Raw genomic sequence first — 12,089 nt, 5'->3', positions numbered from 1 at the left:
GCGCGGTCGCGGGCCCGGCCCGCTACGAGCCCGCGGGCGTCTGGGGCAGGGTCACCAGGGTCCTGCCGGTGGCGTCCAGGACGGTCAGGGAGCTGATGTCGGACGGGCTGATGGACGTGGACGCCGGGACCGTCGCCGACGAGGAGTAGCCCGAGCCCCAGGTCCCCGCCGTCTCGGTGCCGCCCTCGCGGGAGTGGACCACCATGTGGCAGGTGGTGCCCGCGGGGAGGCCGTTGAGGGTGAGCTTCATCCAGGTGCCCCATGCCTCGGGGGAGAGCGCGGCGGTCGCGGAGACGTGGGTGCTCGGGTCGGTGCCGGTGAGGGTCGCGGTGACCCGTCCGCCGGCCTGGCCGGGGCTGCCGTTCGAGCCGTGGCCGGCGAGGCCCGCGAAGAGTCCGGCGCCCGCGGCGGCGCCGGCCAGCGCGAGCCCCGCCCCGACCAGGACCCGGCGCGAGGGCCGGGCCGGTCGCCGGTGCTGGCTGGGGCCAGGACCGGGGCCGGGGGTGGCGACGGTGACGGTGCCGGGCCCAGGTCCGGGCCCGGCCGGCTCGGCGGCCGGTGGCGGCGCGGCCGGCCGGGCCGGGGTGTGCAGCGCGCCCGCCGCGGAGGCCGCCTCCGGCAGCTCCTCGAACGGGGTGTGCCTCAGCAGGCCCGGCAGCGGCGCCAGCTGGACGATCTCGGCACGGCAGATCGGGCAGCCGGCGACATGCCGCTCCATCCGCTGCCGCTCCTCCGGGGAGAGCGCTCCGAGGAGGTACGCGCCGAGCGCGACACTCTCCGCGCAGCCGCCCGCCTCGCCGTAGCCGGTGCTCATCGCGACGTCACCCCTTTCTCCTCCAGCACATTGCGCAGCGCCCGCAGCCCGTAGTAGCAGCGGGACTTGACCGTCCCCGGCGGGATGCCGAGCTCCTCGGCGGTCTCGGCCACCGTCCGCCGCAGGTAGTACACGTGGATCAGCGCCTCCCGGTGCTCGGGCCGCAGCCCGCGCAGCGCCTCGGACAGCTGCCAGGCCTCCAGCATCCGGTCGAGCTGCTCGTCGCCGTCGACGACCGGCCGGCCCGGTGCTCCGCCCGGCTCCTCCTCGCCCAGCGGGGTCTCGGTCGGCCGGGCGCTCGCCCGCCGGTACGAGGAGACGATCAGATTGTGCGCCACCGTGTGCAGCCACGGCCCGGCCCGCTCGGTGTCCAGCGAGTCGCGGTGCTGCCAGGCGCGGAGGAAGGTCTCCTGGACGATGTCCTCGGCCCGCTGGTGGTCGCCGCCGACCCGCCGCCGGACATAGCCGAGCAGGACCCGGCCGTGCTGCGCGTAGAGCGCGCACAGGAAGGCCTGGCCGTTGGGTCCTCTGCCGGCGGACTGTTCCACGCCCCTCAGTACGCCGCTCGGTCACTTCGGGTTCAACCCGCCGCGCCGTCGTCTCCTCCGCCGTCCCCGGCCGCCGGGAGCGAACAGAGCAGCAGCGCCGAGCGGGCGGCCAGCGCGATCCTGGCGCCCGCCGGATGGCGGTCGCCGGGCGGCTCGGCCTGGTCCTCCCGCGCGGTGTCGACCAGCAGCTCGTAGCCGTCCGCCCAGCGGGCGTCCGGCAGGGTGAAGCGGGTCTGGTGGGCGGCGGCGTGCAGCAGCAGGAGGAAGGAGCGGTCCCTGACCTCCCGCCCCAGCGGATCGGGCTCGCTCATGTCCCGGCCGGAGAGGAACATCCCGATGGTCCGGCCGGGCGCGAACCAGTCCTCCTCGGTCATCTCGGTCCCGGCGGGGGTGAACCAGGCCAGGTCGCGGAGCCCTCCCGGATGGCTGGGCCGGCCGGAGAAGAAGGCCCGCTGGCGCAGCACCGGATGGTTCCGGCGGAGCCGGACCAGCCGCCGGGTGAGGTCGAGCAGCGCAGCCCACTCCGGGTCCTCGCGCAGCGACCAGTCGATCCAGCCGGTCTCGTTGTCCTGGCAGTAGCCGTTGTTGTTGCCGCCCTGGGTGCGGCCCATCTCGTCGCCGGCCAGCAGCATCGGCACGCCGGTGGCCAGCAGCAGGGTGCTCATCAGGTTGCGCAGCTGGCGGCGCCTGAGCCCGCGCACCGCCGGGTTGCGGGTCTCGCCCTCGGCGCCGTGGTTCCAGGACCGGTTGTCGTCGGTCCCGTCCCGGTTGTCCTCACCGTTCCCCTCGTTGTGCTTGTGGTTGTAGGAGACCAGGTCGCGCAGCGTGAACCCGTCGTGGGCGGTGATGTAGTTGACCGAGGCGTACGGGCGGCGGCCGCCCAGCTGGTAGAGGTCGGAGGAGCCGGAGAGCCGGTAGCCCAGCTCGCGGACGTCCCGGCGGGCGCCCCGCCAGAAGTCCCGCACCCCGTCCCGGAACCGGTCGTTCCACTCCGTCCAGAGCGGCGGGAAGCCGCCCACCCGGTAGCCGCCGGGACCGATGTCCCACGGTTCGGCGATCAGCTTCACCCGGCTGAGCAGCGGGTCCTGCGAGACCGAGGCCATGAAGGGGGTGAGGAAGTCGACCTCGTGCGGCCCGCGGGCCAGCGCCGCCGCCAGGTCGAAGCGGAAGCCGTCCACCCCCATCTCGGCCACCCAGTAGCGGAGGGAGTCGGTGATCAGCCGGAGCACCGGCGGCAGCCGGGCGTCCAGGGTGTTGCCGCAGCCGGTGTAGTCCGCGTAGCCGCGCCGGTCGTGGGGGTTGAGGCGGTAGTAGGCGCCGTTGTCGACGCCGCGGAAGCAGAGCGTCGGGCCGAGCTGGCCGCCCTCCGCGGTGTGGTTGTAGACGACGTCCAGGATCACCTCGATCCCGGCCGCGTGGAGGGTGCGGACCATCCGCTTGAACTCGGTCACCTGCTGCCCGCGGGTGCCGGTGGCCGCGTAGCTCGCGTGCGGGGCGAAATAGCCGATGGTGTTGTAGCCCCAGTAGTTCCGCAGCCCCCGCTCGCTGAGGTGGGGTTCGCTGACGAACTGCTGCACGGGGAGGAGCTCCACCGCGGTCACCCCGAGCCGGGTCAGGTGCTCGACCGCCGCCGGGTGGGCCAGGCCCGCGTACGTGCCGCGGAGTTCCGGCGGGATGTCCGGGTGCCGCTTGGTGAAGCCGCGGACGTGCAGCTCGTAGAGGACGGTGTCGGCCCACGGGGTCTTCGGCCTGCGGTCGTCCGACCAGTCGTCCTCGTCGTGGACCACCACCGACTTGGGGACGAACGGGGCCGAGTCCCGGTCGTCCCGGACGGTGTCCGCGACCTCCTGCTCTGGCCAGTCCCTGACGTGCCCGTACACCTCGGGGGGCAGGGCGAAGTCCCCGTCCACCGCCCGGGCGTAGGGGTCGAGGAGCAGCTTGGCCGGGTTCCAGCGGGCCCCCGTCCAGGGGTCCCAGCGGCCGTGCACCCGGAAGCCGTAGCGGCTGCCCGGGCGCACCCCGGGTATGTGCCCATGCCAGGTCTGGAAGGTCTGCTCGGTCAGCGGGTAGCGGGTCTCCCGGCCCTCCTCGTCGAAGAGGCAGAGCTCGACCTCCTCGGCCCCGGCCGCCCAGAGCGCGAAGTTGGTGCCCGGCCGGCCGTCCGGGCCGAGGTGGTAGCGGGCGCCGAGCGGCTGCCAGCTGCCCGGCCACGGCGGGTCGCCGGGGGCGTACGGGTCCGGCGGCTGGCCGGGCGGCCGGGCGGGGCCGGTGTCGAACTCCGCCGGGGGCACCAGGTGCAGCCGGGGCTGCCCGGTGGGCAGCTGCGGGCGGGCGGGTGGCTGGGGGTGCGGTGGGGGGAGCGGCGGGCTGGACGGCCGCGGCGAGCGGTCGGCCGGGGTCTGTCCGTCGGTGGGTTCGGCACCCTGCCACGCCGTCATCGGTGTCCTCCGCCCGCGGGGGTCCCGTTCCCCGCCTGTGACCTAGTGGTTCCCGCGCTGACGTGTCCTCACCCCCGGGCCGTCGCCGAGCGGTGGCGTGCGGGCCGGAAGCGGGGGCGGAGACGCGGGTGCGGACCCGGGCCGGGAGGGGCGGCGCCCGTCCTCCGGCCTCGCCGGCCGCCCTCCCGTTTCCGTGATTCGTAACAACTCGGTCCCGAACCCTCTCCACGCTTATCCGGCGCCCCCATGCCCGGGAAAGCCGGATATTCTCACTATCACCGCAGCGCAACCGCACTACGCGGGACGCCCCCCGCCGTTCTGGCCGGGCGTCTACTGGCAGCGCGGGCGTCTGCACGAGAATCCTGCACTCAGCCGCAACTGACGCGGTGCGACCGTGCGTTCTAGTAGATGCGTCGCAGCGGGGTCCGGAACCGGGAGGGGAGAGACGGTTGATATCGGCGAAGCTCGTCAAGCGCGGCCTGTTGTCCGCAGTGGTCGGATCGGCGCTCGCGCTCACCGCCGCCTGCGGCGGGAGCAGCAGCGCGAGCACAACATCGGGGGGCAAGCACGCCGCGGCTCCTGAGCGGTCCGCCGCGAAGATCACCGTGCAGCCGGGGGCGGGTGCGAAGGGGGTGGACACCAGCGGCGCGGTCAAGCTCGCGGTCGCCTCCGGGAAGTTCACCAAGGTCGCGGTGACCGCGCCGGACGGCACCGCGGTGCCCGGTGCCCTCTCCGCGGACAAGGCCTCCTGGACGCCCAGCGGCACCCTGCGCACCGCCACCAAGTACACCGTCTCGGCCACGGCGGTGGACGCCAAGGGGCTGGCCGCCAGCACCAGCACCAGCTTCACCACGCTGAAGCCGAGCCGTACCAACGTGGCGTACTTCAACATCAACCCGAACCAGACCTACGGCGTCGGCATCGAGGTCTCGCTCAACTTCAAGTACCCGGTGGACGACGAGAGCAAGGTCGGCAAGGCGATCACGGTGACCGCCTCCAACGGCGTCCCGGTGGTCGGCCACTGGTTCAACGACCAGCGCCTGGACTTCCGTCCGGAGAACTACTGGCAGCCCGGCACCAAGGGCACCCTCCACCTGAGGCTGGACGGGGTGAAGACCTCCAGCGGCACCTACGGCCAGCAGTACAAGGACGTCTCCTTCTCGATCGGCCGCAGCCAGGTCAGCGTCGCCGACGACCACACCAAGACGGTGAAGGTCTACCGGGGAGGCAAGCTGATCCGCACCCTGCCGGCCAGCCTCGGCGCCCCCGGGCACACCACGTACAACGGCAAGATGGTCATCATGGAGCAGGACCGGACCGTCAACATGGACTCCAGGACGGTCGGCCTGGGCAACGCCTACAACATCCCGGACGTCCCGCACGCCCAGCGGCTGACCCCGTCCGGCACCTTCATCCACGGCAACTACTGGCGGCCGCTCTCCGTCTTCGGCAGCGAGGACACCAGCCACGGCTGCGTCGGCCTCCACGACGTGCAGGGCGGCGGCGACCCGTCCACCCCGGCGGCCTGGTTCTACAACAGCTCGCTGATCGGCGACGTGGTCCAGGTCGTCCACTCGCCGGACAAGACCGTGGCCCCGGACAACGGCTGGAACGGCTGGAACATGTCCTGGTCGGAGTGGACCTCGGGCAGCTGACGACTGACGTAGCATCAGCCCGGTGTGGCCCGGCTCTCCTGGGGGGAGCCGGGCCACACCCGTTACTGTGCGAGCCATGACCGATGACAGCTCGCAGCAGCGCTTCCTGCAGTTCGACGTCGAGGACGGGATCGGCACGATCCGCCTCGACCGCCCCCCGATGAACGCCCTCAACAGCGTCCTCCAGGACGAGCTGAAGGCCCTCGCCGAGGAGATCACCGGCCGCCCGGACATCCGCGCGGTGGTGCTCTGGGGCGGCGAGAAGGTGTTCGCCGCGGGGGCGGACATCAAGGAGATGCGGGACATGTCGTACACCGACATGGTCGAGCGCGCCGGGGCGCTCCAGGCCTCGTTCACCGCGGTGGCCCGGATCCCCAAGCCGGTGGTCGCCGCGGTGACCGGCTACGCGCTGGGCGGCGGCTGCGAGTTGGCGCTCTGCGCGGACATCCGGATCGCCGCCGACGACGCCAGGCTGGGCCAGCCGGAGATCCTCCTCGGGCTGATCCCGGGCGCCGGCGGCACCCAGCGGCTGACCCGGCTGATCGGCCCCTCCAAGGCCAAGGACCTGATCTACACCGGCCGCCAGGTGAAGGCCGAGGAGGCGCTGCGGATCGGCCTGGTCGACCAGGTCGTCCCGGCGGCGGAGGTCTATCGGACGGCGCACGCGTACGCGGCGCGCCTGGCCGCCGGGCCGGCGTACGCCCTCCGCGCGGCCAAGGAGGCCATCGACCGCGGCCTGGACGCCGACCTGGAGACCGGACTGGCCATCGAGCGCAACCACTTCGCCGGACTGTTCGCCACCGAGGACCGTGAGATCGGCATGCGCTCCTTCGTCGAGGAGGGTCCCGGGAAGGCCAAGTTCCGCTGATCCATCGGGGCCGGAACCGTGACCGAGCGTCGATCGACCGTCGACGATCCGCCACGCACGTGCAGCCGCCCGTGCACTCGAACGGGCGGCTGCACGTGCTCTCCTAACGGTTCGTCAACTTGCCGTGAAGACACACGGCATATGCCACGTGAGTGGGTGATCCTTTTGGATTTCGCTCCCCCGGGGCCCCGGAAACCGGCCATGATAGGAGCATGGCGGGCCGGGGCGAAGCGGAGCAGCAGCGTTACCTGGCCTCCGGCGCAGTGGCCGGAGGCGTATGCCCGCCGGAGGTCGCAAGGGAGGTCGCGGTGGGCATGGCGATCGCCTGGCGGACCGCGCCTCCGGCGGTCTTCAACGGGGACGGCCCGTGTGTGGGCGAGGTCCATCTCGCCGCCCGGCCGGAGTCCTCGGCCACCGCGCGCGGGATCACCCTGGAGGCGCTGGAGTCCTGGGGGCTGCTGAAGTCGCACGGCGAGGTCGCCGAGCAGCTCGTCGGCGAGCTGGTGGCGAACGCGGTCCGGCACACCGGCGGACGCTTCCTGGTGCTCAGCCTGTCCCGCCGGCTCGGCTGGCTGCGGATGGAGGTCCGGGACCCGTCCAGGGCGCTGCCCTGCCTGATCAAGCCGGAACCGGTGGACGAGGCCGGCCGCGGTTTATTCCTGGTCGACCAGCTCTCCGACCGCTGGGGCGCGGACCTGCTGCAGCGCGGCAAGGGCGTCTGGTTCGAACTGCGGGTGCGCGAACCGCGCCCGCGCCGCGAACTGCCGTAGCGGTACCGGCGGCTACGCGGTCTCGCGGCGGCGGGACATCGCCAGATAGCCGACGAAGGCGACGATCGCCACCGTCCAGGCCGCCGTCGTCGCGCCGAGGCCGAAGGCCAGCCCGCCGCGCGCCTTGGAGACCGCCATCCAGTCCGCCAGCGAGGCGCCCAGCGGCCGCGTCACCACATACGCGAACCAGAAGGCGAAGACGGCGTTCAGCCGGAAGACCCCGTACCCGAGGGCCGGAACCACGATCACCACCGCGAACAGCACCGCGGAGGCCAGGTACCCCAGCCCCAGGGTGTACGCGGTGAGGTCCCCCGCCGCCGTCCCCAGGGCGAACGTGCACAGCACCGTGAGCCAGTACCAGACCTCGCGGCGCCCGGAGACCACGCTGTGGATCGACAGCGTCCCCTCGGTCCACCGCCACAGCCCCAGCACCACCGCGAGCGCGACCGCGAAGAACGGCGTCGACACCTGGTAGGGCACCCCCAGCACGACATGGAGGACGTCCGCCGCCATCGTGCCGAAGACGCTGACCATGACCACCGCGAACCAGTAGGTCACGGCCCGGTACCGGCGCGACCGGAACTGCACGGCCAGCGCCGCCACGAAGGCGAGGAAGCCGAGGCCGACCGCGACGAAGGGGTTGAGGACATGGTTCAGATAGTCCGAGAGGACCTCGCCCATGCCGGTGGTCAGCACCTTGGTGACCCAGAACGCGGGTGTCACCTCGGGCACCTTCACCGCGCCGCCCGCCGCCCTCGTCCCCCGGTGGCGCGGGTGCCCCGGCGCCTCCGTCTCCTGCCGCACCTGCCCGATCGTCATGGCGCGGGATGCTGCCACACCAACCTTGGTCCGACGGCCCGGAGTTCACGTGTGACTCTTACCCCACCGCTACCTTCCGGCCGACGCGTACGGCGGGGCCCCCGGTGGATCACCACCGGGGGCCCCGCCGTTCTGCGCGTCGGCTGCTGTCTCCTCTGGTCAGGCCTTGCGGCGGGCCCGGAGTCGGCGGCCGGCCAGGGCCAGGCCGCCGGCGGCGGTCAGCGCGCCGGAGGCCCACAGCAGAGCGCCGAAGTGCTCGTCGGCGCCGGTGTGGGCGAGCAGCCCGGAGAGGCCGGCGGTGGCCGGCGCACCGGGACCGGTGACCGTCACCCGCACGACGCAGCTGCCGCTCATCGAACCGGCCGGGCAGTTGGACCCGGGCGAGACGATGACGTCCTTGAGCGTCTCGGGCCCGTGGTACGGCGAGTCGATCCGCACCCGGTAGGTGAAGCTGCCGTGCTGGCCCGAGGCGAGCTGCCCGGTCCAGACGATCGCCTGGGCGGCGGCGTCGAAGTGGACGTCACCGGTGGTGGCGTGCAGCGAGCCGGCCACCAGCCGACCGCCCGACAGGGTGCCGCTCAGGTCGTCGGTGAGGACGGGGAGCTCGCCGGCCGGGAAGCGGTCCACCCCGGTGTTGCCGAAGGCCACCGTGTAGGTGATGGTCTCGCCCGGACGCACGGTGGTGCGGTCGGCGTGCTTGGCGACCACGAACCGGAAGGCCGGCTCGTCGGCGTCCACATAGCAGCTGTCCGTGACCGGGTCCACCTTGCAGGCGGTGATCTGCCCGTTGGCCGGGTCGACGGTGGCACCGGGCTCGGTGGCGGCCCGCGGTGCGGCCGCCCTCGGGGCGGCGGCGAGCGGCATGGACCTGAGGCCGGCGGCCGGCAGTGCCCGCGTCGAGGCGGCCAGTGCCGGAAGCGGGTGGCTCAGGTCGGTGCCGCCGTGATGCGGGAAGAGGGCGCGGACGATGTTGGTCAGCTCGCGCTGGCCCGCGTGGAGTCCCTCGGCACGGATCGAGAGGTGGATGGTGACGGTGTGGCCGGCCGGCAGGTCACCGCGCCAGACCACGTACGGCAGGTGGGTGCTGATCGAGCCGGTGCTCGCGGTCGCGTCCGCGTCGTAGATCGAGTTCGAGTCGGCCACGATCTGCGAGAGGTCGTCCTCCAGGGACGCCTGGTAGGCGCCGGTGAAGTCGAACGTGCCGGTGTTGTGGGCGGTGATGGTGTAGTGGATGACGTCGTTGGGCACCACGTCGTCCCGGTCCTCCCGCTTGTCGACCACCCAGCGGGGCGAGTTGAGGTGCACCGAGCAGCCGGGGGCGGTGCCCACCGAGCAGTTGCTGTGCGGCACCGTCACCGCGTCGTCGATCCGCAGGTTCCCGCGGTCGGGGTTGTCCGCGGTGACGCTGTAGGTGAGGGTGACGGTCGCGCCCGGCGCGATGTCACCGGTCCAGGTCAGCCGGGGACGGTGGAAGGAGACGGTCCCCGAGGTGGCCCTCGCGTCGTTGTCGTAGCGCGCGTCGTCGAAGGTGCCGGTGAGGTCGTCGGTGGCGACCACGTGCCGCAGTGGGGCGGCGCCGGTGTCGGTCAGCGTGATCGTGTAGTGGACGCGCTGTCCCGGCAGGTAGTACGGCCGGTCGGCCTGCTTGTGGACGCGCAGCCCCGGCGTGCGCGGGGTGGGCACGGGGATGTGCACCCGGCACTCGTCGTCCATGGACCCGGCCGCGCAGTTGGAGTGCGGCGCGACGACCACGTTGTCCAGGCTGAGGTCGGCGGTGTCGGGGTTGTGCACCCGCACCCGGTAGGTGAAGTCGATCTGCTCGGCGGGCTGGATCTGCCCGCGCCAGACGATCTCCTGGCCCGCCGCGTGGTACGAGGCGCTGCCGACGGAGGCGGAGAGCGAACCGGGGATCAGGTCGGCGTCGTCCAGCACCTGCGCGAGGTGGTCGGTGACCACCGGCAGCTGCCCGGCCGGGAACGGAACCGCCCCCGTGTTGGTGAACGCCACCCGGTAGGTGACCACCTGGCCCTGGAAGGCGACGGTGCGGTCGGCGCTCTTGTGCACATGCAGGTGCGGCTGGAGCGGCGGCGGCGAGGTGGGCGGCGGAGTGCCCGGGTTGCAGGCTCCGCATCCGGAGGGGACCGGCGGGACCGTCGGCGGCGCGAGGGTGGGCGCCGGAAGGGGCGGCAGTGGCACGGTGGGGCAGCCGGCGGTGCAGCCGGAGGCCGGCACCGGGACCGGCATCGGCACCGGCGCGGCGGCGCCGCAGCCGGGTCCGCAGCGCAGCGCCCGGTGGGCGGCGGTGTCGCCGGCGACCTGGTGCGCCGTCGCCGGGCGGGTGTGACCGAGGTGGCCCCCGGTGGCGGCCAGGGCCGGCATCGCGGCCCCGGTCATCGCGAGCGCGCCGCCGACGACGGCGGCGACGATCGAAAGCCGGCGGCGCTGCCGGGGGGCAGGCATGCCAGCTCGTTCTCGAGGCCTCCCGGCCCGAGGGATTCTCGTCATTCCTCATCCTCCGAGGTGGGTGGTGACACCCCGGATGATGGGCACCGAAAGGTCATGGGCCGGGCACAACATGAAGGTTAAGTGAAAAATCCCCCTGTTCGGCCTAGCCCGGAGGGCCCATGCGCCGCCGCCGCGACCGGCTCAGCACTCGATGACGTTGACCGCGAGGCCGCCCCGCGAGGTCTCCTTGTACTTGACCTTCATGTCGGCGCCGGTCTCCTTCATGGTCTTGATCGCCTTGTCCAGGGAGACCGTGTGCCGGCCGTCGCCGCGCAGTGACATCCGGGCGGCGGTGACCGCCTTCACGGCCGCCATCCCGTTCCGCTCGATGCACGGGATCTGGACCAGGCCGCCGACCGGGTCGCAGGTCAGGCCGAGGTTGTGCTCGATGCCGATCTCGGCCGCGTTCTCCACCTGCTCCGGCGTCCCGCCGAGGACCTCGGCGAGACCGCCGGCCGCCATGGAGCAGGCCGAGCCGACCTCCCCCTGGCAGCCGACCTCGGCGCCGGAGATCGAGGCGTTCTCCTTGAAGAGCATGCCGATCGCGCCGGCCGCGAGGAGGAAGCGGACCGCCCCGTCGTCGTCGGCGCCGGGCACGAAGTCCTGGAAGTAGTGGAGGACGGCCGGGATGATGCCGGCCGCGCCGTTGGTCGGGGCGGTGACCACCCGCCCGCCGGCGGCGTTCTCCTCGTTGACCGCCATCGCGTAGAGGGTGACCCACTCCATCGCGTTCGCCGGCCCGGTCCCCTCGGCGCGGAGCTGGCGGGCGGCGGTGGCGGCGCGGCGGCGCACCTTCAGCCCGCCGGGGAGGATGCCCTCGCGGCTGAGGCCCGCGTGGACGCACTCCCGCATCACCCGCCAGATCTCCAGCAGGCCGGCCCGGATCTCCGCCTCGGTGCGCCAGGCCTTCTCGTTCTCCAGCATGAGGGAGGAGACGGAGAGGCCGGTCTCCCGGGTGAGGCGGAGGAGCTCCTCGCCGGTGCGGAAGGGGTAGCGGAGGACGGTGTCGTCCGGCTTGATGCGGTCGGCCTCGTCGATGGCGTCCTCGTCGACCACGAAGCCGCCGCCGACGGAGTAGTAGGTCTTCTCCAGCACGGGCACCCCGGCCGCGTCGTAGGCGCAGACGGTCATCCCGTTGGGGTGGTACGGCAGGGCGCGGCGGCGGTGGAGTACCAGCTGGGTGTCCGGGTCGAAGTCGATCTCGTGGACGCCGAGGAGGCGGATGCGGCGCTCGCTCCTGATCCGCTCGGCGTCGGCGTCGGCCGCCTCGACGTCGACCGTGCGGGGGGAGTTGCCCTCCAGGCCGAGGAGGACGGCCTTGGGGGTGCCGTGGCCGTGGCCGGTGGCCCCGAGGGAGCCGAAGAGCTCGGCGCGGATCGAGGCGGTGCCGGCGAGGAGGCCCTCGGACTTGAGCCGGCGGGCGAACATCCGCGCCGCGCGCATCGGGCCGACGGTGTGCGAGCTGGACGGGCCGATGCCGACGGAGAAGAGATCGAAAACGCTGAGCGCCATGGTCAGCACCTCCCGTGGGTTGAGATGAGGGCCCGGAGGGCCGTAGTGAGGGGCGCGGGGAACTGCGCGGCCCGCCGTGTACGGCGTCGCGGCCGGCAGCGGCCACCGGGCTGCAACCCGGACTCCGCTGCCGGGTGCGGCGCCGTTGCGCGCGGGCCGC

9 protein-coding genes are annotated in these 12,089 nt (G+C 73.1%); 3 read left to right on the top strand and 6 right to left on the bottom strand.

From position 1 onward, the window contains the following. Positions 1–22 precede the first annotated feature (22 nt). The 3 genes from BS73_RS14930 to glgX are packed head-to-tail and all read right to left on the bottom strand — an operon-like array spanning position 23 to position 3,800. Positions 23–814, bottom strand: coding sequence for an anti-sigma factor family protein (locus tag BS73_RS14930; protein WP_037572683.1), 792 nt, complete (start codon positions 812–814; stop codon positions 23–25). Beyond that, a complete protein-coding gene (locus BS73_RS14925; RefSeq protein ID WP_051939953.1) occupies positions 811–1,362 on the bottom strand; it encodes a sigma-70 family RNA polymerase sigma factor in 552 nt (183 codons plus the stop codon). The genes BS73_RS14930 and BS73_RS14925 overlap by 4 nt, the downstream gene beginning before the upstream one ends. A gap of 32 nt (positions 1,363–1,394) precedes the next feature. Next, positions 1,395–3,800, bottom strand: a complete 2,406-nt coding sequence (glgX, locus tag BS73_RS14920; RefSeq protein ID WP_084704076.1) for a glycogen debranching protein GlgX — start codon at positions 3,798–3,800, stop codon at positions 1,395–1,397. Positions 3,801–4,252: 452 nt separating this feature from the next. On the opposite strand from glgX, the gene BS73_RS14915 reads away from it, so the two are divergent. The 3 genes from BS73_RS14915 (at position 4,253) to BS73_RS14900 (ending at position 7,093) form a co-directional block, all read left to right on the top strand. Further along, positions 4,253–5,455, top strand: coding sequence for a L,D-transpeptidase (locus BS73_RS14915; protein WP_063837147.1), 1,203 nt, complete (start codon positions 4,253–4,255; stop codon positions 5,453–5,455). A gap of 76 nt (positions 5,456–5,531) precedes the next feature. Then, the gene (locus BS73_RS14910) at positions 5,532–6,323 is read left to right on the top strand and encodes an enoyl-CoA hydratase/isomerase family protein (protein WP_051939952.1); all 792 of its coding nucleotides are present in this window, start codon (positions 5,532–5,534) and stop codon (positions 6,321–6,323) included. 314 nt (positions 6,324–6,637) lie between these two features. Next, positions 6,638–7,093: an ATP-binding protein gene (locus BS73_RS14900; protein ID WP_051941433.1), complete on the top strand. Its 456-nt coding sequence runs from the start codon at positions 6,638–6,640 to the stop codon at positions 7,091–7,093. A gap of 12 nt (positions 7,094–7,105) precedes the next feature. Here the strand turns inward: BS73_RS14900 and BS73_RS14895 are convergent, their stop codons facing one another. From BS73_RS14895 to BS73_RS14885, 3 genes are all read right to left on the bottom strand, one after another. Next, positions 7,106–7,912 (bottom strand): COG4705 family protein, encoded by an 807-nt coding sequence (locus BS73_RS14895; RefSeq protein WP_084704074.1) that lies wholly within the window; start codon positions 7,910–7,912, stop codon positions 7,106–7,108. Positions 7,913–8,071: 159 nt separating this feature from the next. Beyond that, positions 8,072–10,372 (bottom strand): DUF7927 domain-containing protein, encoded by a 2,301-nt coding sequence (locus tag BS73_RS14890; RefSeq protein WP_037572674.1) that lies wholly within the window; start codon positions 10,370–10,372, stop codon positions 8,072–8,074. A gap of 186 nt (positions 10,373–10,558) precedes the next feature. Next, complete coding sequence (locus BS73_RS14885) at positions 10,559–11,929, bottom strand: L-serine ammonia-lyase (protein ID WP_037579669.1); 1,371 nt, start codon at positions 11,927–11,929, stop codon at positions 10,559–10,561. Positions 11,930–12,089 lie beyond the last annotated feature (160 nt).

Source organism: Phaeacidiphilus oryzae TH49, assembly GCF_000744815.1.
Taxonomy (GTDB): domain Bacteria; phylum Actinomycetota; class Actinomycetes; order Streptomycetales; family Streptomycetaceae; genus Phaeacidiphilus; species Phaeacidiphilus oryzae.
Note: the sequence above shows the minus strand (reverse complement) of the source record. Positions and strands in the feature narration are given on the sequence as shown.

Coding starts and splice junctions, on each gene's coding strand:
- BS73_RS14930 (WP_037572683.1), bottom strand. CDS start 814: ATGAGCACCGGCTACGGCGAGGCGGGCGGCTGCGCGGAGAGTGTCGCG.
- glgX (WP_084704076.1), bottom strand. CDS start 3,800: ATGACGGCGTGGCAGGGTGCCGAACCCACCGACGGACAGACCCCGGCC.
- BS73_RS14910 (WP_051939952.1), top strand. CDS start 5,532: ATGACCGATGACAGCTCGCAGCAGCGCTTCCTGCAGTTCGACGTCGAG.
- BS73_RS14900 (WP_051941433.1), top strand. CDS start 6,638: ATGGCGATCGCCTGGCGGACCGCGCCTCCGGCGGTCTTCAACGGGGAC.
- BS73_RS14895 (WP_084704074.1), bottom strand. CDS start 7,912: ATGACGATCGGGCAGGTGCGGCAGGAGACGGAGGCGCCGGGGCACCCG.
- BS73_RS14890 (WP_037572674.1), bottom strand. CDS start 10,372: ATGCCTGCCCCCCGGCAGCGCCGCCGGCTTTCGATCGTCGCCGCCGTC.
- BS73_RS14885 (WP_037579669.1), bottom strand. CDS start 11,929: ATGGCGCTCAGCGTTTTCGATCTCTTCTCCGTCGGCATCGGCCCGTCC.